The 22,130-nt window shown below is 40.1% G+C and carries 24 protein-coding genes and 1 pseudogene; 8 read left to right on the top strand and 17 right to left on the bottom strand.

What is annotated here, in order from left to right:
- Positions 1–82: 82 nt before the first annotated feature.
- The 8 genes from MHI08_RS03915 to MHI08_RS03880 form a co-directional block, all read right to left on the bottom strand.
- Positions 83–583 (bottom strand): hypothetical protein, encoded by a 501-nt coding sequence (locus MHI08_RS03915; RefSeq protein WP_200864929.1) that lies wholly within the window; start codon positions 581–583, stop codon positions 83–85.
- Positions 576–1,448 (bottom strand): hypothetical protein, encoded by an 873-nt coding sequence (locus tag MHI08_RS03910; RefSeq protein ID WP_024425837.1) that lies wholly within the window; start codon positions 1,446–1,448, stop codon positions 576–578. The genes MHI08_RS03915 and MHI08_RS03910 overlap by 8 nt, the downstream gene beginning before the upstream one ends.
- A gap of 5 nt (positions 1,449–1,453) precedes the next feature.
- Positions 1,454–2,545 carry a DNA cytosine methyltransferase gene (locus MHI08_RS03905; protein WP_024425838.1) on the bottom strand — a complete coding sequence of 364 codons (1,092 nt, stop codon included), beginning with the start codon at positions 2,543–2,545 and terminating at the stop codon, positions 1,454–1,456.
- Complete coding sequence (locus MHI08_RS03900) at positions 2,545–3,582, bottom strand: adenine-specific methyltransferase EcoRI family protein (protein WP_024425839.1); 1,038 nt, start codon at positions 3,580–3,582, stop codon at positions 2,545–2,547. Before MHI08_RS03900 ends, MHI08_RS03905 begins: the two co-directional genes overlap by 1 nt.
- Positions 3,569–3,790, bottom strand: a complete 222-nt coding sequence (locus tag MHI08_RS03895; protein WP_342500018.1) for a helix-turn-helix transcriptional regulator — start codon at positions 3,788–3,790, stop codon at positions 3,569–3,571. Before MHI08_RS03895 ends, MHI08_RS03900 begins: the two co-directional genes overlap by 14 nt.
- A gap of 515 nt (positions 3,791–4,305) precedes the next feature.
- The gene (locus MHI08_RS03890) at positions 4,306–4,428 is read right to left on the bottom strand and encodes a hypothetical protein (RefSeq protein WP_268744564.1); all 123 of its coding nucleotides are present in this window, start codon (positions 4,426–4,428) and stop codon (positions 4,306–4,308) included.
- A 167-nt stretch (positions 4,429–4,595) separates the two neighbouring features.
- Positions 4,596–5,981 (bottom strand): 23S rRNA (uracil(1939)-C(5))-methyltransferase RlmD, encoded by a 1,386-nt coding sequence (rlmD, locus tag MHI08_RS03885; protein ID WP_342500017.1) that lies wholly within the window; start codon positions 5,979–5,981, stop codon positions 4,596–4,598.
- 102 nt (positions 5,982–6,083) lie between these two features.
- Entirely contained in the window at positions 6,084–6,953 is an 870-nt protein-coding gene (locus MHI08_RS03880; protein ID WP_342500016.1) for a DNA-3-methyladenine glycosylase, read from the bottom strand.
- Positions 6,954–7,387: 434 nt separating this feature from the next.
- Between MHI08_RS03880 and MHI08_RS03875 the strand changes: the two genes are divergently transcribed.
- Positions 7,388–7,897 carry a hypothetical protein gene (locus MHI08_RS03875; RefSeq protein ID WP_024425256.1) on the top strand — a complete coding sequence of 170 codons (510 nt, stop codon included), beginning with the start codon at positions 7,388–7,390 and terminating at the stop codon, positions 7,895–7,897.
- 133 nt (positions 7,898–8,030) lie between these two features.
- Positions 8,031–8,990: a magnesium/cobalt transporter CorA gene (gene corA / locus MHI08_RS03870; protein ID WP_025093503.1), complete on the top strand. Its 960-nt coding sequence runs from the start codon at positions 8,031–8,033 to the stop codon at positions 8,988–8,990.
- A gap of 87 nt (positions 8,991–9,077) precedes the next feature.
- Here the strand turns inward: corA and MHI08_RS03865 are convergent.
- The 3 genes and pseudogenes from MHI08_RS03865 to MHI08_RS03855 all read right to left on the bottom strand — a co-directional run bounded on the left by MHI08_RS03865 (position 9,078) and on the right by MHI08_RS03855 (position 11,529).
- Positions 9,078–10,131 (bottom strand): annotated as a pseudogene (locus MHI08_RS03865) (IS3 family transposase).
- A 313-nt stretch (positions 10,132–10,444) separates the two neighbouring features.
- A complete protein-coding gene (gene pdaA / locus MHI08_RS03860) occupies positions 10,445–11,236 on the bottom strand; it encodes a delta-lactam-biosynthetic de-N-acetylase (protein WP_024425259.1) in 792 nt (263 codons plus the stop codon).
- A 101-nt stretch (positions 11,237–11,337) separates the two neighbouring features.
- Entirely contained in the window at positions 11,338–11,529 is a 192-nt protein-coding gene (locus MHI08_RS03855) for an SE1561 family protein (protein ID WP_012009274.1), read from the bottom strand.
- A 146-nt stretch (positions 11,530–11,675) separates the two neighbouring features.
- Here MHI08_RS03855 and yfkAB point away from each other — a divergent pair, with 146 nt between their 5' ends.
- The 4 genes from yfkAB (at position 11,676) to MHI08_RS03835 (ending at position 14,993) form a co-directional block, all read left to right on the top strand.
- Positions 11,676–12,797, top strand: a complete 1,122-nt coding sequence (yfkAB, locus tag MHI08_RS03850; RefSeq protein WP_342500015.1) for a radical SAM/CxCxxxxC motif protein YfkAB — start codon at positions 11,676–11,678, stop codon at positions 12,795–12,797.
- A 7-nt stretch (positions 12,798–12,804) separates the two neighbouring features.
- A complete protein-coding gene (locus MHI08_RS03845) occupies positions 12,805–13,641 on the top strand; it encodes a mechanosensitive ion channel domain-containing protein (protein WP_342500014.1) in 837 nt (278 codons plus the stop codon).
- A 99-nt stretch (positions 13,642–13,740) separates the two neighbouring features.
- Entirely contained in the window at positions 13,741–14,142 is a 402-nt protein-coding gene (locus tag MHI08_RS03840) for a nuclear transport factor 2 family protein (protein WP_342500013.1), read from the top strand.
- 131 nt (positions 14,143–14,273) lie between these two features.
- Positions 14,274–14,993, top strand: a complete 720-nt coding sequence (locus MHI08_RS03835) for a YebC/PmpR family DNA-binding transcriptional regulator (RefSeq protein WP_264009126.1) — start codon at positions 14,274–14,276, stop codon at positions 14,991–14,993.
- Between the two features lie 110 nt (positions 14,994–15,103).
- Here MHI08_RS03835 and MHI08_RS03830 read toward each other — a convergent pair whose 3' ends face one another.
- The 3 genes from MHI08_RS03830 to MHI08_RS03820 form a co-directional block, all read right to left on the bottom strand.
- Positions 15,104–15,865 carry a YfkD famly protein gene (locus MHI08_RS03830; protein WP_223255680.1) on the bottom strand — a complete coding sequence of 254 codons (762 nt, stop codon included), beginning with the start codon at positions 15,863–15,865 and terminating at the stop codon, positions 15,104–15,106.
- 88 nt (positions 15,866–15,953) lie between these two features.
- Positions 15,954–17,021, bottom strand: coding sequence for a calcium/proton exchanger (cax, locus tag MHI08_RS03825; protein ID WP_034623163.1), 1,068 nt, complete (start codon positions 17,019–17,021; stop codon positions 15,954–15,956).
- Positions 17,022–17,086: 65 nt separating this feature from the next.
- Complete coding sequence (locus MHI08_RS03820) at positions 17,087–17,464, bottom strand: OsmC family protein (RefSeq protein WP_024425269.1); 378 nt, start codon at positions 17,462–17,464, stop codon at positions 17,087–17,089.
- A gap of 75 nt (positions 17,465–17,539) precedes the next feature.
- On the opposite strand from MHI08_RS03820, the gene MHI08_RS03815 reads away from it, so the two are divergent.
- Entirely contained in the window at positions 17,540–18,721 is a 1,182-nt protein-coding gene (locus tag MHI08_RS03815) for an MFS transporter (protein ID WP_342500012.1), read from the top strand.
- 209 nt (positions 18,722–18,930) lie between these two features.
- Here MHI08_RS03815 and MHI08_RS03810 read toward each other — a convergent pair whose 3' ends face one another.
- Genes MHI08_RS03810 through MHI08_RS03800 form a run of 3 tightly spaced genes read right to left on the bottom strand, consistent with a single transcriptional unit; the run spans position 18,931 to position 20,591 of the window.
- Positions 18,931–19,749 carry a YhjD/YihY/BrkB family envelope integrity protein gene (locus MHI08_RS03810; protein ID WP_212048771.1) on the bottom strand — a complete coding sequence of 273 codons (819 nt, stop codon included), beginning with the start codon at positions 19,747–19,749 and terminating at the stop codon, positions 18,931–18,933.
- A gap of 27 nt (positions 19,750–19,776) precedes the next feature.
- On the bottom strand, positions 19,777–20,100 hold the full coding sequence (locus tag MHI08_RS03805) for a YtxH domain-containing protein (RefSeq protein ID WP_039177147.1): 324 nt from the start codon (positions 20,098–20,100) through the stop codon (positions 19,777–19,779).
- 20 nt (positions 20,101–20,120) lie between these two features.
- Positions 20,121–20,591: a low molecular weight protein-tyrosine-phosphatase gene (locus MHI08_RS03800; protein WP_342500011.1), complete on the bottom strand. Its 471-nt coding sequence runs from the start codon at positions 20,589–20,591 to the stop codon at positions 20,121–20,123.
- Between the two features lie 173 nt (positions 20,592–20,764).
- On the opposite strand from MHI08_RS03800, the gene MHI08_RS03795 reads away from it, so the two are divergent.
- The gene (locus MHI08_RS03795) at positions 20,765–22,120 is read left to right on the top strand and encodes a sodium:alanine symporter family protein (RefSeq protein ID WP_342500010.1); all 1,356 of its coding nucleotides are present in this window, start codon (positions 20,765–20,767) and stop codon (positions 22,118–22,120) included.
- Positions 22,121–22,130: the final 10 nt, after the last annotated feature.

The following is a 22,130-nucleotide window of genomic DNA, read 5'->3' as shown; positions in this document are numbered from 1 at the left end:
AATCATTATCCATTATTCACATATCCAACATTTATATAATACTTCTACCATTAAGCCAAACTTAAATAATACAAATACCCTTCTATATTTTAGGTATTAAAGAGTTATTATCAACCGTATTTCTAATAGTATCCCATTTACCAACTTGCATGTGTTTAATAATTTTTCCTTCTCCAAAAGATAATAAATCCGTTCTTTTAAGATTATTTAAAATTTTACTTAAGCTTCCTAACCCCGCTGATGATAATAAAAAAGCTTCATCTGGATCACAAAGCTTACAATAAGCCCATAATTGCCCTAAATCATGCAAATTTAAATGTGTTTTCTTTGCTTCAATAAAAAACAATGATGCTTTATGTTGCCATTTAACTATTCCTAACACATCTATTTGAATTCCTAAACCTACTATATTAGGATAAAACTCCAAAACTCCATAAGTATTTAATGCTGTATCCAGATTAATTGTAGAAACATCTTCTACAATAATTGAACAGTTTTCATTCTTAAATTTATCTTCAAGTCTTTGTTGTAACCATACACACATGTAAGGATACAAATCCTTTTCTAACAATACATTATTCATGATAACCTAATGCCTTAGCTAAATCTTGCCATGAATTAAAATGTATTCCTCGAATCTCTATAGGTAAACTAGGATCATTTTCACCTGGATGGATTGGTTTATTTTGGTTACGTCTACTTTTTTCCCAATAAAACTTATGTGTTTGTGTAGGTCCCATGTGATCTAATAATTCATTAGAATACTGCTCTAAAGCTCTTTGTTTATGTTTAATATTAAAACCAACCGGAATGAATTCATTTGCAAAAATTTTTAATTGATGTTCTTTTTTCCAATAATCTACTTTTCCTTCATTATACTTTTTTAATTGTCCATCCCTAAAATTTGGGTGTCCAAAATTAATTGTCTGTACAGGGATGTCTAAGTCTTTAAGCATATTAGCAATCGAAATAACCATTGACCAATTACCAGGGATTTCAATATAAACTCTATGAGCACCCGGTTGACCAAAAGCATTATTACTTCTTCTAATGTGACCTGTTACGTCTGCGATACCTCTAAGCAGTTCTAATTTTTCATCGTTAGAAATAAGAAATAACTCATCAGACATCGTCATATTTCTATGATGTACACCACTTCCTACATACCTCATGATTTCTCGTATAGCATAATCTTCATTATTCTTAGTAAAAGATAATTTTGTAGAATGTCTATCTTCAGTTACAATTAACTCACGACCAATTAGTGGTTCAATAATTCCTCGGATGTCCACTAAACTAGAGCCTACATATACGGATACTTCAAGTCCACTATCGTCTTTTAGGTTTTTATACGGAATATCAATAGTTATTGTAGTTTCTCTATTAGTGCGCTGTATTTCCCCATTCCCTAAAACCATTCCAATCAAATATGCCATTTGTGCATTCACATCATCTACTCCTCTTCTATATCTAAATATTCTTTACTAATTTGATCGGCAATTGCTTTTGCTAACAAAGGTGGTACTGCATTTCCTATTTGTTTACGGATATGAACTTTAGCACCCAAAAAAATAAACCTATCATCAAATGATTGTAATCTAGCTGCCTCTCTTGGAGTTATCGCTCTATGTAAAAAAGGATGATTATTAGTTCCGTTGGATGCTGCGTCGAACCTAGTATCTATTGTGGGAGAAGGCTCATCCCATTTCAACCTACCCCAAGTAGATTTGAACAGTTGTTTACCTAGCATGTCTTTCGGAAGATACTCCTTCCCTTTTTCCGGTGGAATCATCTTTAGTTTTTCTATAGCGATTTGTTTATGATTTGAAGCTTTATGATTAAATAAGTACTCACTGTCTTTCCTCATATATCTTTGATAAGAACTTAAAGGTTCTGTGACATATTTTGATATTTCATCTCCCTCTCCTGAATTTAAATATGCCAAGTCTTCAATAGCATCTCTTACTGTTCTATGCTTGCTAGTTGTCTCTTTAGGCAGTCTCATCATTTTCGATTTCGAACAAATAAAAAATGCTCTTTCTCTGGACTGTGGAACCCCAAAATCTCTAGAGTTTAAGATACCATAATTAACATAATAACCTAAATCGTTAATCTTATGAATAATTTGATTCCTGAACCAGCCATTCGATGTAGTTAAAATACCCCTTACATTTTCAATCACAAAGACCTCAGGTTCAAGATACTCAACGAATTCCAGAAATTCTCTAAACAGAAAATTTCTAGAATCATCTAAACCTAATTTTTTTCCCTTATTAGAAAACCCTTGACATGGGGGTCCGCCAATAATCATATTTACTCCTAATTTTCTTGAAAAAGTAATTACTTCTTTCTTTATTTTTTCATCAGTTATATCACCGACTACTACCTTGGAATCAGGCATATTTCTTTTGAACGTTTTGGCAGCAACAGCATCATTGTCTAGAGCAATAACAGTTTTAAACATGCTGTTCTTCTCCATTCCATAGGAGACTCCACCCGCCCCACTAAATAAATCTAACATTCTAAATTCTTCAATTTGTCCCACTATTGTATTCTCCTTACAAGTACACGCTTGTATATTTCTCGTCCATTAATTGTTGGTTTAAAAAAATCATATTCATTATCTGATCCGTGATTTGCTTCACCTATAATTTCAAATTGATCAGGATTATGTTTATTTAAAAAAGTAATTGGTACTCCCATTATTCCATCAAAATCGATAGGGATGTTTGCAACTTTAGACACCTCAATAGCGTTATATGAATCATATTTTGGATAATCAAATGGATTGTAAGTTTTCGTCAATTCTAAATTCTCATGCCTTCGATCTAAATCTAAATTTGTAAGCCACATCGCATTACCTAAACTTCTCCATTTTTGCCCTTCTTCATCAATCCAAAACCTTGTTTTTCGCTCTTCTGAATTTTGAGGAACTCTAAATGACATATCACCATAATTTGCACCAAGCCATACCTTGTTATTTTTTATTAAAGGGAATATCTCTTTATACATTAATGCATTTGAATTACCTATAACTAAAAATTGTTTGTTATATTTTTGAATTAACAATATTAATTCTCTGAAAAAACTAAATGGTGGATTAGTTACAATTATATCTGATTCTTTAAGATATTCAATACACTCATTACTTCTAAAGTCTCCGTCACCATCTAGTTGTTTTATAGATTTTCTTTTTTTAAGCCAATTAATCAATTGTTCATCACTAGACTCGGATGTAATATATTTAGGTACTCTCGTAATAATCATTACATAACCTTTACCCTTTTCTAGTAGATTTCCATTATTATCATATAATGCACTTCTATCTACATCCAAATTTGAGAATGCATAAGAAGTAGTGACTAATTTTTTCAAACCTAATCTATTAAAATTCTTCAAAAAGTATTTTGAAAAATTTGATTCGAATGGGTCATCACAATTGCACAGAACATATTTTCCTTCAAAATGATGAGTATAATATTTTAATTCATCTTCTATTGATTCATAAGTCGTATAAAATTCGTTATTATTTTCTGTATGCTTTGCTTTATTTAAATATGTATTGGAGTTACTCAGTTTCATTTTCGTCCTCCTTATATATAGACACTACATCGTCAACTTTACAATCTAATGCTAAACAGATTTTTTCTATAGACTCCAAATTAATATAAGAGTTCTTCCCCATACGAGCAATTATATTGCTTGTTATATTAGCTCTTCTTTTTAAATCCTCTTTATTCATTCCCTTTTCTACAAGTAAATGCCATAAAGGTTTGTAACTAATTGCCATCGTCTCTCCCCCTTAACACATCGTATATAATACCATAAATCAATTTTATTCAACATAAACATGATAAATATTAACGTTAACGTTACTTTCCCTCTATCAAACACTGCTATAATTATACCACAAACAAAACATACGTTCCATTTCTATTGAGTTTATTTTACAAACTCAATGATTATTCTTTCTTAGACTATCATTCGTAACAAATTCTGACCTTTCGAAAAAGTTCCATATATTTGAACCATCCTGCCGCAACTTTCACTATGTGTATATATATTGTCGTTTGTAATTGGTATAAGATGAATTGCTTTACCTGGGTTACTTGTTTTAATATAAAGCATAAATAAATATCTCTCGTTTGTTTTGGTACTACCATTTACGCTTTTTTATGAACACTATATCCCCTATAATTTCCCTAAACATCCCTTCTTTATTTACTGCTTAGAACTATACTTATGCCTCTTCTTTTTTACGCCATCTTTCGTCTTCACAGCATTACTTCTCTTCTTCTTTTTCTTTTATACCGCTTCAAATCGCTCTTTTGAAATAACCGCTGAATGATTGTTTTCTAAAACATAATGTTCTTGATGTTCTCCCACATTGAGCAACCTCTCAACACCGATACATCTTTTATCATCCATTCATCTTGTCAACTCCCCTATCCAAAATCTAATCTGTCAACTCAACCCCAAATTTCAACCAATTAAACCCCAATAACAAAAAGGGTTCCACCCGTTTATTCATTTAAAATAAACTTAGGCGAAACCCTATAAACCTTGCTATATCAATGTTTTTATTACTGATGTACTTATTTCCTAGACATTAATGCTACCACCTCGACATGCGCCGTATGCGGAAACATATCAACTGGCTGCATGTATTCGATTTTGTAGTCTTTTGACATGTATTGAAGGTCTTTTGCTAGTGTGGATGGGTTGCAAGAGACGTAGACAAAGCGTTTTGGTTTGACTTGTTTGACGGTGTCTAAGAAGGTGCGCTCGCAGCCTGTTCTTGGCGGGTCGACGACGATGACGTCAGGACGGAAGCCTTCTTTGACCCATTTTGGCAGCCAATGTTCAGCTGTTCCTGTTACATAGGTCGCGTTTTTCATGCCGTGTTTTTTGGCATTTTTCTTGGCATCATCAATCGATTCTTTGATGACATCCATTCCTCGTACTTCTTTGGCGCCATCTGAGAGCCACATCCCAATGGTCCCAACGCCGCAATACGCATCGACAACCTTTTCTTTTCCAGTCAGTTTGGCCGCTTTTTTCGCTTCATCGTAAAGCTTTAGCGTCTGCTTTGGATTCAATTGGAAGAAAGCACGAGCACTCAATTCAAAGGAGACGTCTCCTAAAAATTCTTGAATGACCATATTTCCAGCTAGGTGAGATGTTTTATGGCCGAAGATGACCGACGTTTTTTCACCATTAATATTGTGCATAATGGACGTCACTTCTGGCAGACGTTTTTGAATGGCTTCGGCGATTTCTTTTTTCTTTGGAAATTCAGGTTTTGATGTGACAAGAACGACTTGTACTTCACCTGTTTCAAAGCCAACACGCACGACAATCGAGCGTACGTCACCTTTTCTTGTCCGTTCATTGTAGACCGATACGCCGAATTTCTCTAAAATTTTGCGGACAACGCCTGTTGTTTTGTTCGTTTTTGGATGCTGCACGATACATTCCTTGATCGGTACAAGCTTATGGGAATTTAGTCCATAAAGTCCTGCAATGATGTCTCCACTGTGAGAGCGACCTACTTGGAACTGACTTTTGTTTCGGTAATGCCACGGGTCTTCCATACCGATCGTTGGCCTGATATCAAGCTTTTCAACCGATAGCTTCGTATGGCGCTCCATTGATTGAATGACAATATCACGCTTTTCATTTAGCTGCTGCTCATACGCCAAATGCTGCAGCTGACAGCCGCCGCACTCTTCGTATACTGGGCATGGCGGTTTGACTCGATGCTCGGAGCGCTTTCGCACTTTTCTGACTGTGCCTTCTGCATATTTTGCTTGGACATTCGTTGCTTCAACTACCACTTCCTCACCTGGAAGCGCGCCTGGGACAAAGACCACTTGCTTTTTAAAATAACCGACCCCTTCACCATTAATGCCAAGGCGTTTAATGGTAAGCGGGAACTGCTGTCCCTTTTGTAAAAGGGCACCTTGCTGTTTTTCTTTCACTTTATTCTCTCCGTTCTATTTGAACCCTTGATAGGTTGTCTTCATTTTATTCCATCTCATTAGTATATCACGTCTTAGACAAAGAGAGAAAATTCCTTTCATTTATTTATCTGTCTCAATGCTTCTCCATAAATATAAAGAAGCGTAGCTTAAATATGGTGTCCATTCCTTGCTTAGCGCTGCCATCTCTTCTTTTGTCGGTTTTTCAGGCAGGTCGAAGTGCCGTTTGATTGCGTTTTGAATGCCGATATCTGCCATCGGGAAAAGATTTGGTCTTCCAAGCCCATTCATGAGCACATTTTGAACCGTCCAAGGGCCGATCCCTCTAATCGGAAGCAATTGCTCTTCCACCTCCAGATCGGATAAATCGTGTAATTCCTCTAAACAAAGTGAGCCGCTCACAATTCGTTTCGATACATCGATGACATATTCTGCTTTTCGTTGACTAAATTGAAGCTTTCTCAAATCATCTGTTTCAAGAGAGGCAATGGTTTCTGGTAAAGGATCAAACCATACACCTTCTATTTGCTCGCCGTACGTATGGACAAATCGTTTCGTGAGCTCGTAAGCAAACGAAAGGTTAAGCTGCTGATGAATGATGCATTTCATTAAACAATGATATAAATGGAAATCAAGCATGAGCGGCGTTCCGATATGCTGCTCAAAAATGGGCGCTAGATTGGTTTGAGAAAAATGGTCTTGAATCATGTGTAATTGATGCTCCATGCCAAATATCCGTTTCACCTCAGAAAGAACGGGTTCCTCTGGACCGTTTGATCGCACCCGAAACATAGGCGCATCCTTTGTTCCAGTAGCTTGAACGATGACCACGTACGGTTTTTGCTCTAATCTGATCGGTACTTTGATTTCTCTTTGACTCAAATCGACTGCTTTTAATGGATCACTTGATAAGCGTCTAAGCACTTGATCGAAATGATACGGCGGTTCTACCGCCAGCTGTTTTTCCCACATACATGTCCTCTTCCTTTCTGCAAACATACGCAGATGTGATTGTTTCATTTTGCATGAATGATTCTCTAGATTGAATACTTTTAAACATAAAGAGTACAAGAATTTATCAGTTATATCTTCCTTATTTGTGGTCATTCTCCTTTTGGATAGATGAAAGTTTTTAGTCGAATTCAGCTAAAATTCGACAGCATCCTGCAACATTTTAGGCTCATTTTCCTTAAATTAGAAATAGAACCTCTGGGTGATATCTTCCATTCTAAAAATATTTGTATAATTATGACATATCAAGGAGGTGAACAAAGAAATTAGCGGATTAGGCAATCATTTGTTTTATCTTGCAGGAACATATTTACCTCATTGATGACCGGCTTCACTTAGTTTCACATTTTACAAAAAAGAAGACCCAAAATTTTAAAACAAAGGAGATCCGACCAATGAAAAAAACAATTCTTTCTGTTGCTCTTGCCACTGCTGTTTCTTCGACACTGCCAGTATTCGCTGACGCTGCTGAGCCAAAAACTTCAGCACCTGTTTCTACTACATTACAGCAAACCGTTTTAAACAAAGCTGCTGAAGGTAAAGCATCTACAACTGCAGGAAACGTTAATATTAACTTTGACGTACTTGGTATTGCGAATGCATTAATCAATGCTGCAAATGCTAACACAAACCGTGAAGGCTTTGTGAAAGGATTAATGGAGTCTGCTTTCTATGCTGCTGGCGCAAAATACAATGTCATGGTATTTAACTTAAGCCAAGGTTATGAGACTCGTTTCAACGGCGTCAAAACGTTTGCTACTGTGAAATACGGAAGTATTACGTACGGAGTCTGGGTATTCGAAAATGGATCTTTCACAAACAAAGGTGACGGCGGCTACATCAACTGGGCATTTAGAGGCTGGTTCGACCGTAATGGTGGTTTCGTCAACTTCCGTCGTCCTTAATTCTCGGTTTTATCCATCAATCATACACGCACATTGAACCGATCTCAAAAATGAGATCGGCTTTTTTTATGAAGAAAACGTATAAGTTCACCGGCGCTGCTTCATGATATAATGCAAGTCTGGAGGGGTGCACATGCTGAGAAAACTTGCAGTGACAAAAAACGGCGACTTGATTGAACATGCAACATTGCAGCAGCTTTCAAGCCCCGATATCGCCTGGTATTGGATTGATTTTCATGCGCCAACGGAAAAGGAAGCAGCGCTTTTAAAGGAATATTTTCATTTCCATCCGCTTGCGATCGAAGATTGTTTTCATTATTTACAGCGGCCCAAGCTTGATTTTTATGAAGGGTATTTGTTTTTCGTGCTGCATGCCCTTAATCAAAAAACGCTTCGTTCTGAGGAAGTCGATCTGTTTGTTGGTGAAAACTATATCGTGACCTTTCATTTGAAGGAAGCGCCGTACGTTGAACGTGTGATTCGAAAGCTCAAAGGGTCTGATAAAGCGAGAAACAGCGGACCTGAGCATATTGCCTACATGCTGATTGATCAGCTTGTTGATGATTATTTCCCTATTATTTATCAAATTGAAGACAGGCTGAATGAAATTGAGGATGAAGAAGGGCATAAAACGTATGGCACGTTGATGAACGAAGTATTTGGTATTCGCTCAGATTTACTCAAACTGCGAAGAACAATTATCCCGATGAGGGACCTTTTATATCGTATTGTGAACACAAATATGATGAAAAGCGATACAAACCGCCAGGCGTATTTTAATGATATTTATGATCATCTATTAAAACTAACCGAAATTGTTGAGTCAAACCGTGATATGACAGCCGATTTACGAGACAGCTATCAGACGCTGAATTCCAACCGGATGAATGCGATCATGATGACATTGACCATTGTGTCGACCATTTTTATTCCACTGACCTTTATTGTTGGGGTGTACGGAATGAACTTTGACAACATGCCTGAATTACACTGGAAATACGGCTATTTTGGCGTGCTGATTTTCATGGGTCTCCTCGTCTCAGGGATGCTTTTGTGGTTTAAACATAAAGGGTGGTTTAGGATTTTTAAATAGTACCCTCTTTTGTTTCATCGTAAAATAATCAAAAAGCCTGCAGATCTGGGACTGACCCCCGTTTTTGAGACAGGGATCAAAACACCTTTATAAAACAGCCAGTTGCCGAAACTCTTTTGGTGACTGGCTGTTTAATTTCAATTGAATTCGGATATTGTTATAATAATCAATATACTCCCTGACCGTTTTTTCTACAATGGCTGTTGTAGTGTTTGTCAGGTGGTGGAGATAGAATCCTTCTGTTTTTAAACTGGAGTGGAAGGATTCTATGGGGGCATTATCAGCGGGCATTCCCTTCCGGGACATGCTCATGGTAATGCTTTTTTCCTTTATCTCCTTTTGATAAGCATAAGAAGTGTAGACCGAACCTTGATCACTATGAAGTACGCAGCCTTTAGGTAATGTCTGTAACTGCTTCAATGTATCTAAAACAAGAGAAACATCCTGTTTATCACCAATCGTATAAGCCACAATCTCACTAGTATACAAATCTTTTATGCTGGATAGATAAAGTGGTTTTTGACCAAATGGCAAATACGTTATATCTGTCACCAGTTTTTCAAGTGGCTTTGTCGCAGTAAAATCCTGTTTTAAGTGATTTTCTGCAATATAGTAAGGTTGACCAGTCTGTTTACGCTTTTTTATTTTCACACGACACTGTAAACCGTAGGTTTGCATAATGCGTTGTACTGTCTTATGATTTATTCTCCTTTCTTTTCGCAGTAGGGCCGTTATTTTACGATAACCGTACGTATATTGGTGTGACTCACAAAGCGACGATATGAGGTCAATTAACACTTGCTGTTTTGACAGGAGATCTTGTTTTTTCCAACGATAAAATGTTGATCTTGCGAGCTCAAACATCTGACAGAATGCTCTTACACTTACTGTGTCTTTTACCGCATCATAAATCGACACGAATGCTTCTCTTTTCACTTCCTTTCCCGTAGGTATACTGCTTTCCAACTGGTTGATGAAATCGATGGATTTCACCCTCGCGATACCATTTCATCCACGTTTTCACTTGTGTTCTATTCTTAATTCCTAACTTGTCCATGATTTCTTTTGTCGGGATTCCAGCTAACCTCATTTGAACGGCCTCTTCTTTTACACTAATCGGATAACTAACTCTTTTTCCCATACAAAAAACACCTCCAAATTGTTTTCAGATATGCTATACCCGATTTTTCAATTTAAAGGTGTTTTTATTTGTCTCACTTTATGGGGTCAGTCCCTCTTCTGCAGGCTTTTTGATTATTGACAAAGGGCTAAAATGATCTTGATTTTAGCCCTTTGTCTTCTTTTCAGCGTGATAGAAAACCTTTGCAGTCTAGGAAGGACGAGCATCGGAGCGGAGCGAATTTGACATTCGTGAGCACCGAAGCGCAGAACTGACAAAGAATGCGAGGGTTTGTCTACACGCTGAAGCCTGCAGATCTTCTGCAGGCTTCTTTCTATAACTGTGGCAGATGCCATACCTTTTCAAGCATGAGATCGTCTAGACTTTTAAAGGAATATCCTTGTTTTTTCAGAGCGGTGATGGCATCATCCAGCGCTTCGGCATTGTCTCTTGAGACGGTATGAAGTAAGTAAATGGCACCTGGGTGCGCCTGCTTCATCATTTGATCATAAGCATACTGTTTTCCTTTTTGATGATGGATATGCCAGTCTACAAACGCTACTGACCAGAAAACAGTTTGGTAGCCGAGCTGTTTTGTTTCTTTTAGTACCCTTTCACTGAACACACCGCGCGGCGGACGAAGGTAGAGGTTATCTTGTTTTCCTGTGATTTTGTACACAGCTTCATTGACACGGTCCAGTTCTTCTTTGATTTCTTTCGTACTTTTTGTTGTTAAATCTGGATGATGATAGGAATGGTTGCCAATGATATGACCTTCTTCTGCCATACGTTTGACAAGCCCGGGCTGGTCCTTTACAAAATGACCTGTCACAAAAAAGGTGCCTGGTACTTGATGTTTTTTCAGCACGTCTAAGATCTTGGGTGTGTACCCATTTTCATAGCCGTTGTCGAAGGTAAAATAAATCTCTTTCTTTTTCGTGTTGCCTAAATAGAAGGCATCATACTTTTTTAAGAGTGCCGTTAATTCTTTGCCCGCATCCGGCGGCCTGTGCTCTTTGCTTTTCGCAAATCCCCAGTGGATGGGCTTATTAGACACGGCTTCCGCTTCTGAGAGAGGCATGGAAACAAAAAGCGCACATAAACAGATCAGCATGTATTTTTTCATTTACGTCACTTCCCGGTTTTTCTTCTATTGTGCAGAATAAGACCGAGACTCATACACCGATTCACCTGCCAATTTAAAGAAAAAAGCCCGCATCACGCGAGCTATTCTTCCTTCCAATCGTTTTTAAACCGTTCATATTTCGCTTCCAGGTCGTCAATCATCTGGATCAGTCTGTCTATATCCTCAACGTCTGTTGATTCGGGATCTAATGAATCAATCACATTCATAAACATATCTAATCGGTTCTTTAAATAATCAACCTGCTGCTCTTTGCTGTCTGCTGCCTTACCCATCGATACACTCCCTTTAGCATTTGTTTATAGCTTATCTTTTTTTCCCTTGCAAATCAATTGTGTCCCCCTTGCGTATAACCGTGATGAGGCTTAAAATTAACTGTTGGCGGGTCTACGTTTGCCCGAATGAAAAGGAGATAGATACCATGAACCAAAAAACAGCACTTCGTCCGATTACACCTGCATACGACCCCTGGGAAGCCTATCTCGATGTGCAGGATTACGGAGAAATGAAGCTGACAAATATTGAATTTACGACAACAACGCTGTGTAACATGAGATGCGAGCATTGTGCGGTCGGCTATACCTTACAGCCTAAGGATCCGAATGCGCTGCCGATTGATTTGTTACTTCGCCGTTTAGATGAAGTTCCGCTTCTGCGCTCACTTAGTATTACAGGCGGAGAGCCCATGCTTTCTCTTAAATCTGTACGGGAATATGTCGTCCCTTTATTAAAGTATGCCCATGAACGCGGCGTCCGTACACAAATCAATTCAAATTTAACCCTTGATTTGGCGCGGTATGAAGAAATTATTCCATACTTAGATGTCCTTCACATTTCACATAACTGGGGCACTGTCGAAGAGTTTGCAACGGTCGGTTTTGCCATGATGGATCGAAAACCAACCTTTGAGCAGCGCGAGAAATTATTTAACCGCATGATTGAAAATAGTCAGGCACTTGTCAAAGCGGGTGTAACCGTATCCGCTGAAACCATGCTGAATAAGCGCACGCTTCCATATATCGAACACATCCACCGGCAAATCGTCGAGGAAATGAAATGCCAGCGCCACGAAGTTCACCCGATGTACCCAAGTGATTTCGCCAGCGCCCTTGAATCTTTGACGCTTCCGCAAATGCGGAATGCGATTCATCAGCTGCTTGATATTCGTGATCAAAACACATGGATGCTGTTTGGCACCCTGCCATTTTATTCATGCAGCCCAGATGAAGAAGACCAGCGTCTCCTTAACCGATTGCGCCAGGAGAAAAATGTCACGGTGCGAAATGACCCTGATGGACGCTCACGGTTGAATGTGAATATTTTTGATGGGAATATTATTGTGACAGACTTTGGCGATACACCGCCGCTTGGAAATATTGCAACTGATACATTGCAATCAGCCTATACACGCTGGATGGACACGAAATTAGCAAAAGAACTGAATTGTCATTGCCCAAGCGTGCAATGCCTAGGTCCGAATGTTCTAGTGAAAAACAGCTATTATCAAGATGTTGATTTTACTTCTCGAACAGCCAGGGGGTAACCGATAGATGGATGATACATTTCTGACAGTGGTCAAAAATAAATATATTGAAATTCTCCTTGTTGGACTCGTTCTTTGGCTTGCCGTCTTTATGATTAACAAAGCCCTTCAAATTTTCTTTAAACGAACTGAGTTTATCGAGGACAAGAAGAAGAAAACGATCGAGAGCTTGGTGAAATCGGTCACGCAGTACACCGCGTCGATTTGCTTTGTGCTCTATGTCATTTCTCTTTTCTTTCATGACTTTGGGAAAATTCTTGCGGGTGCTGGTGTCGCTGGGATCGTCATCGGTTTTGGTGCCCAGACGCTCATTCGTGATATTTTAGCAGGCATTTTTCTCATCTATGAACGCCAGATTCATAAAGGGGATTATGTGACGGTGAATAACCTCTTTAATGGAACCATTGAAGAGATTGGTCTCCGCTCTCTGCAAATTAGAGAATGGAGCGGCAAGCTGTTAACCATTTCTAACGGGGATATCCGGCAAATCCAAAACTATAACATGCACTACATGCGGATTACGGAATCTGTGTTAATTAGTGCGAATCAAAACCCTGATATCGCCTTTCAAGCACTTGAATCAGCATGTGACAATTTAAATCAAATGCATCATGATTTTCTTAAAAAAGATGAATTCCAAACCGCCATTGAACCCTTTCAGGTTCATGGAATTATGGGCTTGAATAAGCTGAATCGCGGGATTGAAATCACAGTTAAGGGAATGGTCGAAGACGAAAAATACTTCGAAGCCGCTCTCGCTGTGCGAAAAGAAATGATCAAGCAACTTCATCAGCATGATGTCAAATTGCTTGAGGATCTCGCTTATCCCCAGCCTGCAAAATAACCTCATTCTATATGGGGTTATTTTTTTATTTGTATTTTGTTAACCGGTTAATTATAATGTTATTTAGTTAACCGATTAATAATAGAGAGGATGTATGGAATGACAAAAACAGAAGCAATTTCTTTCATCAAGGAGATGTATCAAGAGGTATTAACCAAGTTCGATACAAAAAAGGTGGAGGCTTATTTTTCACCTGACTATCAGCAAGTGACAGATGGAAAGGTGTCCACGCTTGATGAATTTAAAAAGCATCTATCCACATTAAAAGAAATGACAACACAGCTTGTGATCCCCACCTTTCATGATGTGTTATTTGATGAAGAAACGCAGCAAGCGTGTTTTCGTTACACGGTACATGTTGATCTCGCAAGCGGAGACGGTGGTTTAATAGACGTCACAGCTCTTTTCACTTTATCAGATGGCAGGATCATTTGGTGCGACGAGCTGACTCGGGCTCACGAAAAACATGAAATGCTTGAACAGCTGGGGCACATCAGCTAACAATTCTCTTCATTTCAACCCTCTTACTTCTATCCTCTTGACTGATTCATGTATAATAGATAGCAGAATGATTTCATGCAGCATGGGGACCCTCATACTGTGTATTTTCTAAGTGAAAGAGAGTGAATAAGATGGGTCGTAAGTGGAACAACATTAAAGAAAAGAAAGCATCAAAGGATGCCAGTACAAGTCGTATTTACGCAAAATTCGGGCGTGAAATCTATGTGGCAGCCAAACAAGGTGAGCCAAACCCAGAATCAAACCAAGCACTTCGTTTTGTCCTAGAACGTGCAAAAACATATAGTGTCCCAAAACATATTGTGGACCGTGCCATTGAAAAAGCCAAAGGCGGTGCGGAAGAGAACTTCGATGAGTTGCGCTACGAAGGATTTGGTCCAAACGGATCAATGGTAATCGTTGATGCCCTCACCAATAACGTGAACCGGACAGCTTCAGATGTTCGAGCAGCATTTGGGAAAAACGGCGGAAACATGGGCGTAAGCGGCTCTGTTGCTTACATGTTTGACCAAACAGCTGTCATCGGTGTCGAAGGGAAAAGCGAAGAAGAAACGCTTGAGCTTTTAATGGAAGCAGACATTGATGTACGTGACATCATGGAAGAAGATGAAACGGTGATTGTGTACGCTGAACCAGATCAATTCCATCAAGTACAAGAAGCATTCAAACAAGCCGGCGTAGAAGAATTCACTGTCGCTGAAATCACAATGCTCCCGCAAAACGAAGTGACATTAGATGATGAATCAAAAGCACAATTTGAAAAACTGATCGATGTTTTAGAAGAGCTTGAAGACGTGCAGCAGGTTTATCATAATGTGGATTTAGGGGAATAAAAAATTTAAGCCATAGTAGTCGTTGAGTTCATTCAACTTCTACTATGGCTTTTTTATTTTCTTTAAAAATCATGGATAAAGCGTTAATGTCTCTCCTATTGATAAGGAGATTAATTCATCCCTTGAAACCCAAACGTCAAGTGATCCTGAACAGGTATCCAAGCGCCGATTCCTTGTGAGGTCACGTTTTTTACGACGAGTTTTCGTTTATTTCCTTTTAGTACAAGGTACACTTCTCCGTATGTGACCTTACCTTTTTCGTTAATCGCTGGTGCATAGGCATGAAGCGATGCTGCTTTTTTCGGAGAGACGTGGTATGACTGATCTCGTTTTGTTCCTGCACCAATCACGGTGTCAAAAGCGAGAGGCAGCTTTGTTTTTTGAATCGCTTTTTGCATCATTAATGTTTTCACATCTTCTGGGTTCGGCACCTTTGCGGTGAGCCCGCCGCTTACTTTCACTTGCTGCTTTTGAACGTATTTTCCAATGGCTGTTTTGTTGCCACCTCTGTTATCAATGTGGTTCGTATTCACTTTTTTGTATTCCCAGTTGGCGACCGTTTCGTTTGAATCGTAGCTCAGCGCCCATCTCCCGAGGAAAATGGTCGCACGGTATCCAACAGCTAATGGCGTCCCTGAAATGCTGGATTCATTCAGCATTTTAATCAAATGAGTATTCTCAATCGGTACACTTGTTGTTTTGAACAATTCAGCCGTCAGCTCGCTCGGCTGGAGCAGCGGCTGATCCTGTGACGCGTTTGGATACGTATTCTCCTTGGAGATACTGGCGACAGAGGATGGCACTTTAAATGGCTTTGCCGCCTCCGCTGGAAAGCTGTATAGAAAACTTAAGGATAAGAGAACAACAAACATGATGCGGAGCATCTTTTTCATATCATCACTCTTTCTCATTCATTTTTCCATAGTATTTTCCGCAAAGACGTCCCTTATCCACAAAAGATTATAAAAGGAAAAATCCAATCGCCATAATAAAATAGGCAGCGAGTAATGTGGCGCCTTCAAACCAGTTTGTATCCCCATCATTTGATAAAATCACCGTGAGCAGCACAGAGGATGCCATCGCAATGAGCTCTGGCAAGGAGAAAATGAGCGGCATCTGCTTATCAAAAAATAGCGAGCTGATGACAAGGATTGGCGCGACCATCATGGCAACCTGAAGCGTGGAGCCAAAGGCAATTTCCACTGCTACATCCATTTTGTTTTTATACGCCATGATAACAGCTGAGGCATGTTCTGCTGCGTTGCCGACGATGGCCACAATAATGACACCGATAAACAGCTCACTCCAGCCAAACTGTTCTCCTACCGTATCAAATGTATGAACAAGGCGCTCTGAAATGTACGCAACTGCGATCGTCGAAAGCAGCAAAATCACGGTGGCAAACTTCCCAGACCATTCAGGTGTTTCTTCTTCCGTCTCCGCTTCACCTTGCCCACTCTCCTGCTTGGCAACATAAACACCGCGGTGGCTGACTAGTTTGAAATAAAGCGCTGCAACATAAAGCAAAATCATCACAATGCTGATCCCAATGCTTAAAACAAACTGTTTATTCTCTGCCATCTCCACCGAAAACACTTCTGGAACGACAAACGCTACAATGATGGCAAACATGAGCAAGCCTGAATTGTGCCTTGCATCATGGACATTGAACACTTGGCGCTTATATTTTAATCCGCCAACAAAAAAAGACAGCCCCGCCACAAGCAGTAAATTTCCGATGACTGATCCAGTTAATGAAGCAAGTACGATGGCCGTCAGTCCTTGCTTTAAGGCAAAAAACGATATGATTAATTCCACTGCATTTCCGAATGTGGCGTTTAAAAGTCCGCCAATTCTAGGTCCCGCAATGATGGCAAGACTTTCTGTGGCTCTTCCCATAAAACTAGCAAGACCAATAATGGCGATACAATAAACGGCAAACATGATGACCTGCGGGAAATGAAGAAAACTGCCAATCACCGATAGCGGAACACCGATTGCGACAATTACAAGAAACAAACGATTCATACAGCCATTCTCCTTTACATATGTCTGACTGTTATTCTTTCGTGAGTGCCGGCATCGTATACATTTTAGATTCGCGCGTGTGAGAAAGTGATATCAATACTCCCTTTCACAGACTGCACCATTGAGCAATGCTTCAATGCAAGGGTGATCACTTTATCGATTTGTTCATCAGATGTATTGATGTCTTCAAATAAGATATGTAAATGAATGCAGGAAATTTTGTTTACAGCCCCTGCCCTTGTCGTTTCAGGTGTGATCGTCAGCCCTTCATAGGATATTCGCTTTTTACGGCATACATGAATAAGCATTTCTCCAAAGCAGCCTGCAATGGCTGAGGTGAATAATTGAGATGGGCGGAACCCCAGTTCTTCTGTTCCTGAAATAGGCAGCTGCCTGTCCTCAATATGTGCGATCCAATGATCTTTTTTGTATGTCAGCGTCATTCGTTTTCCACCTTTCTATTGAAACCCCTATGGTTACATTGTACGATGAAAGCATGAACTTGTAAGGAGCATCTTATGTCGAGAATTCACTTTATGATTTTAATTTTACTTGTATCCGTATCTGGTTTTTCACAGGGGGCATTACTTCCTGTCATTTCCATTATCTTTGAACATGCCGGTACTTCTCCTACGTTAAACGGACTGCATGCCACAGGCTTATATCTCGGTGTACTGCTTGCGTCTCCTTTTATGGAAGCACCGCTTCGCCGGTTTGGATTTAAGCCATTAATCGTCATTGGAGGCGCCGCTGTCTTTTTAAGCTTGTTTAGCTTTGTATTTTTTGAATCTTATGTCGTCTGGTTCTTCCTCCGGCTCATGATCGGGATTGGTGACCATATGCTGCATTTCTCTACACAGACGTGGGTGACCTATGCTTCATCATCAAGAAATCGCGGACGAAATATTTCATTGTATGGATTATCATTTGGACTCGGTTTTGCCGCCGGCCCTTTTTTAACGCCGCTCATTGAGATCAATCCAGCCTTGCCTTTTATTGTTTCTGGTGCCGTTAGTTTATGTATTTGGCTGCTTGTGTTTGTTTTAAAAAATACATATCCAGATACAGGCGAAGTGCAAACGTCAGAGCAGACAAACAGTTTAAAGCGCTTCAAAAAGGCCTTTCAATTTGGCTGGGTCGCCTTTATGATGCCTTTTTGCTATGGCTTTTTAGAAACGACGCTTAATAGTAACTTCCCTGTATATGCGCTAAGAAGCGGTGTGACAGTAGATGCGGTTGCATTTATTTTACCTGCGTTTGCCATTGGGAGCATTGTCTTTCAGCTTCCTCTTGGGATGCTCAGTGACCGGTTTGGCAGGCGCCGCATCATTTTATGTGTGACACTCGCTGGATCATTCTTTTTCCTTTTGGCAGGGATTTTCATTCAATCCGTTTTGGCTGTAGCCATCTGTTTCTTTATTGCAGGAATGGCTGTAGGCTCTACCTTCTCACTTGGCATCAGTTATATGACCGACTTATTGCCAAAGCATCTGCTTCCCGCCGGGAACTTGATGTGCGGAATGGCGTTTAGTGCAGGCAGTATTCTCGGGCCAGTACTCGGAGGATTCTTTGTGCAAACGTTTGAAGGAATGAATTTACTTTACCTTGTCAGCATCGTCATATTATTTGTGTTTTGCTGCGTTCGATTTGGGAGAACGCAGGCAGTGGTGGAAAGTCCCAATGAATCCATTTCTAATTAAAAAAACTCCCCTGCACCTATGCAGAGGAGTTTTTTCATTTAATGATAACCATTTTGCCCGTTTGCACTGCCGCTTGTTTTGTGCTTTGGCTGATGGCCTTTGTTTTGTTTCGTGTTGCTTCCGCCTTTTTTCGATTGTTTGGACATATGTGATTCCCCCATCCATCAAGATTGAACATGTTCGTTCTTCTTTAGGATGCCCGGATTTCTTCACACCTTGCCTGGTGCAATTTTACGCTTATGTAAAAGCGCATTGAGTTCGCCGCCAAGGATAATCATGATGCCGGTTAAGTAAAACCAGATCATTAAAATAATGATTCCCCCAATACTTCCGTACATCGCACTGTAATTCGCAAACTCGCCTACGTAAAATGAGAACAGCATGCTCACCAAAATCCATCCAATTGAGGCAAAAATGGCGCCTGGCAGAACAAATTTCAATTTCAGTCTAATGTTTGGGGCGAAATAGTACAAGGCTGTAAACACAATCAATAAAATCAGCGGGCTAATGATCCACCTCATGGCCGTCCAAATGGTGAGAAAGGCATCTGACTGCCCGACTAATTTAGCGAGAAATAAGCCAAGTTCTTTTCCAAAGACAGGCAGCATTAAGGCAAAAATAATCGTGAGAACCATTGCTATGGTTAAGATAATTGATGTTAAACGTACGAGAATGAAGGAACGATTTTCCTCAACTTCGTAAGCATGGTTAAATGCTCTGACGACAGCATTAATCCCGTTAGATGCAGACCAAAGGGCGGCAATAATCCCGAATGACAGCAATCCGCCGTTACGGCTGTTCAGTGTCTCTTCGGCAATGGATTCAATCATCGAAAGCGCTCCTTCTGGCGCATAACCAGAGATGACGCTTAGGACATCCTTCGACGTCAGCGGCAAATATCCAACGAGCGTCAGCACGAAGATGAGAAACGGAAATAATGAAAGCAAAAAGAAGTAAGCAAGCTCAGCAGATTTTGCCGGTCCTTCATGCAGCAAAAAGCGTTCAATTAACGCTTTAATAAAACCCATACGCCTCATCTCCAATGATCAATCTTTCTATTTCGATCGAAAGTGATCCTTTGTTTCTTCAATAATCTCTAATACTTTTGGGGTTGTTTCCTTTAACTGATTGACTTGTTCATTTAAAAATGACAAATCATCTGAGACTGTTCGCATCAGCTGCTTCGTTTCTTCCATTTTTTCTTTCACGCAAGCAGAAATTCTGGCTGGCTCCTGACGGTATTCCGCCAGCTTTTCCTGACAGTCATCCCATTTGTCTTTAAGCGCAATTCTCGTTGGCCGATGAAATAATGTCAGCAGTGCGCCGCAAGCTGCTCCTATCACAGCTCCTCGAAGCATGATTTGATTTTTCTCTTCCATCTCGTCTGATCTCCTTTCAGTTAAAGGTGTTTCTCTTTCTTTACATACGTCAAAAAACGATCAATTCCTGTTTCAATTAAATCATGTACTTCCTCAAAGTTTCCAGTGTAATAAGGGTCTGGCACATCATCTCGATCATCGTCTTCAACAAAGTCAAGAAGACGGCCAATAAAGTGATGTTTCCCATAACCGGCTATACTGCGAAGTGCCCCTACATTTTCAGCATCCATCGCAATGATATAGTCGTATGCTGTGATGTCCTCACCTATGATTTGTCTTGCGGACATCCCTTCATAGCTGATCCCTTTTTCATCAAGCAGCTTTCGTGTTCCTTCATGCGGAGGACTGCCTTGATGCCAGCCGCCAATGCCTGCTGAATCAATGACAAAGTGCTCGCTTAGTCCTTCATCTTCTACTCGTTTTCTAAACATGGCCTCTGCCATCGGTGACCTGCAAATATTGCCAAGACATACGAATAATACATGAATCATCCTTCATTCTCCTCCTATCTTTTCCCTAGAAACTGCTTTCGAAAACCTTTTCTCTATCATATCAAGCCCTTTTTCTTTTGAAAACTTTGCAAGAAAAACTCCCATCGGCATTGACACATTATACAAAAAAAGGTGACACTTTAGGAGAAATAAACAAATAAAGGGGGATACATATGGGATGGGTAGAACAGATTGTCAGCAGTATCAATGATGTATTATGGGGACCGCCGCTTTTGTTTTTGATCGTGGGGACAGGGATTTACCTTACCTTTCGCGTGCTCTTCATTCAAATTAGGCTGCTCCCCTATTCGCTTAAGCTGGCATTTTCAAAGCAAGATAAGACATCAGAAGGTGATATTTCTCACTTCCAAGCATTAATGACAGCCCTTGCTGCAACGGTTGGAACGGGAAATATTGTAGGGGTCGCCTCTGCTGTCATTGCCGGCGGACCAGGCGCTGTGTTTTGGATGTGGTTTGCAGCGTTCTTTGGAATGGCGACTAAATATGCTGAAGCTGTTCTCGCAGTGAAATACCGTGTCAAAAATGAAAAAGGGGAAATGTCCGGCGGGCCGATGTACTATTTGGAGCATGGCTTGAAGCAAAAATGGCTAGGGGTGCTGTTTGCTATTTTTGGCGCCACGGCTGCATTTGGGATTGGGAATCTAGTGCAGTCAAATTCGATTTCTGGTGTCATGAATTCAACCTTTCAGATTCCAACATGGATCACCGGCATTATCATTACGGTCTTTACTGCCCTCGTGATTTTAGGCGGGATTAAAAGCATTGGCCGTGTGACGGCTATTTTTGTACCGGTCATGGCTTTATTCTACGTCATTTGCGGACTGATCATTCTTGTCATGAATGCGGATCTTGTCCCAAGTGCCGTCGGGCTCATTTTTACGGATGCATTTACAGGCCAAGCCGTTGCAGGCGGTGCGATGGGAACCGTAATCCGCTGGGGTGTGGCGAGAGGGGTATTTTCCAATGAAGCGGGTCTCGGTTCTGCACCAATCGCTGCTGCTGCTGCAAAAACAGATATGCCTGCTCGTCAAGCGCTTGTGTCAATGACGCAAGTCTTTATTGATACGATGATTGTTTGTTCTATTACAGGGATCACAATTGTCATGGCCGATATGTACGTCACAGAAAAAAGTGATGCACTCACCTCGTTATCCTTTGCTCATTTCCTTGGTCCAATCGGCTCAATCATTGTTGCAATCGGCTTACTTTTATTCGCCTATTCCACCATTATTGGCTGGTCTTATTATGGCGAAAAATGCTTTACATATTTGGCGAAAGATTCATATGTGATGTATTATCGTGTTGTGTTTGTTATTGCTGTCTTTTTCGGTGCCGTATTTAAGAATGATTTCGTCTGGGGCGTAGCGGATATGCTAAACGGACTGATGGCTGTTCCTAACTTAATCGGCCTCATCGGTTTGTCAGGGGTTGTCGTGTTTGAATCTAAACGAATCATTGATAAGATCAAGCAGGAGAAAAAGGAGAAAAACATCTCAGTGTCGTCTTAATAGCCCTTTT

Origin of the sequence: Bacillus sp. FSL M7-0791 (genome assembly GCF_038627085.1) — a bacterium.
In the GTDB taxonomy this organism is placed as follows: domain Bacteria; phylum Bacillota; class Bacilli; order Bacillales; family Bacillaceae; genus Bacillus; species Bacillus safensis.
Note: the sequence above shows the minus strand (reverse complement) of the source record. Positions and strands in the feature narration are given on the sequence as shown.

Bases quoted from the DNA above. Each gene is read 5' to 3' on its own strand.
- MHI08_RS03915 (WP_200864929.1), bottom strand. From the start codon at position 583: ATGAATAATGTATTGTTAGAAAAGGATTTGTATCCTTACATGTGTGTA.
- MHI08_RS03900 (WP_024425839.1), bottom strand. From the start codon at position 3,582: ATGAAACTGAGTAACTCCAATACATATTTAAATAAAGCAAAGCATACA.
- MHI08_RS03895 (WP_342500018.1), bottom strand. From the start codon at position 3,790: ATGGCAATTAGTTACAAACCTTTATGGCATTTACTTGTAGAAAAGGGA.
- MHI08_RS03890 (WP_268744564.1), bottom strand. From the start codon at position 4,428: ATGGATGATAAAAGATGTATCGGTGTTGAGAGGTTGCTCAATGTGGGA.
- MHI08_RS03880 (WP_342500016.1), bottom strand. From the start codon at position 6,953: ATGTGGGAAAAACAGCTGGCGGTAGAACCGCCGTATCATTTCGATCAA.
- MHI08_RS03875 (WP_024425256.1), top strand. From the start codon at position 7,388: ATGAAAAAAACAATTCTTTCTGTTGCTCTTGCCACTGCTGTTTCTTCG.
- corA (WP_025093503.1), top strand. From the start codon at position 8,031: ATGCTGAGAAAACTTGCAGTGACAAAAAACGGCGACTTGATTGAACAT.
- pdaA (WP_024425259.1), bottom strand. From the start codon at position 11,236: ATGAAAAAATACATGCTGATCTGTTTATGTGCGCTTTTTGTTTCCATG.
- MHI08_RS03855 (WP_012009274.1), bottom strand. From the start codon at position 11,529: ATGGGTAAGGCAGCAGACAGCAAAGAGCAGCAGGTTGATTATTTAAAG.
- yfkAB (WP_342500015.1), top strand. From the start codon at position 11,676: ATGAACCAAAAAACAGCACTTCGTCCGATTACACCTGCATACGACCCC.
- MHI08_RS03845 (WP_342500014.1), top strand. From the start codon at position 12,805: ATGGATGATACATTTCTGACAGTGGTCAAAAATAAATATATTGAAATT.
- MHI08_RS03840 (WP_342500013.1), top strand. From the start codon at position 13,741: ATGACAAAAACAGAAGCAATTTCTTTCATCAAGGAGATGTATCAAGAG.
- MHI08_RS03835 (WP_264009126.1), top strand. From the start codon at position 14,274: ATGGGTCGTAAGTGGAACAACATTAAAGAAAAGAAAGCATCAAAGGAT.
- MHI08_RS03830 (WP_223255680.1), bottom strand. From the start codon at position 15,865: ATGTTTGTTGTTCTCTTATCCTTAAGTTTTCTATACAGCTTTCCAGCG.
- cax (WP_034623163.1), bottom strand. From the start codon at position 17,021: ATGAATCGTTTGTTTCTTGTAATTGTCGCAATCGGTGTTCCGCTATCG.
- MHI08_RS03820 (WP_024425269.1), bottom strand. From the start codon at position 17,464: ATGACGCTGACATACAAAAAAGATCATTGGATCGCACATATTGAGGAC.
- MHI08_RS03815 (WP_342500012.1), top strand. From the start codon at position 17,540: ATGTCGAGAATTCACTTTATGATTTTAATTTTACTTGTATCCGTATCT.
- MHI08_RS03810 (WP_212048771.1), bottom strand. From the start codon at position 19,749: ATGGGTTTTATTAAAGCGTTAATTGAACGCTTTTTGCTGCATGAAGGA.
- MHI08_RS03805 (WP_039177147.1), bottom strand. From the start codon at position 20,100: ATGGAAGAGAAAAATCAAATCATGCTTCGAGGAGCTGTGATAGGAGCA.
- MHI08_RS03800 (WP_342500011.1), bottom strand. From the start codon at position 20,591: ATGATTCATGTATTATTCGTATGTCTTGGCAATATTTGCAGGTCACCG.
- MHI08_RS03795 (WP_342500010.1), top strand. From the start codon at position 20,765: ATGGGATGGGTAGAACAGATTGTCAGCAGTATCAATGATGTATTATGG.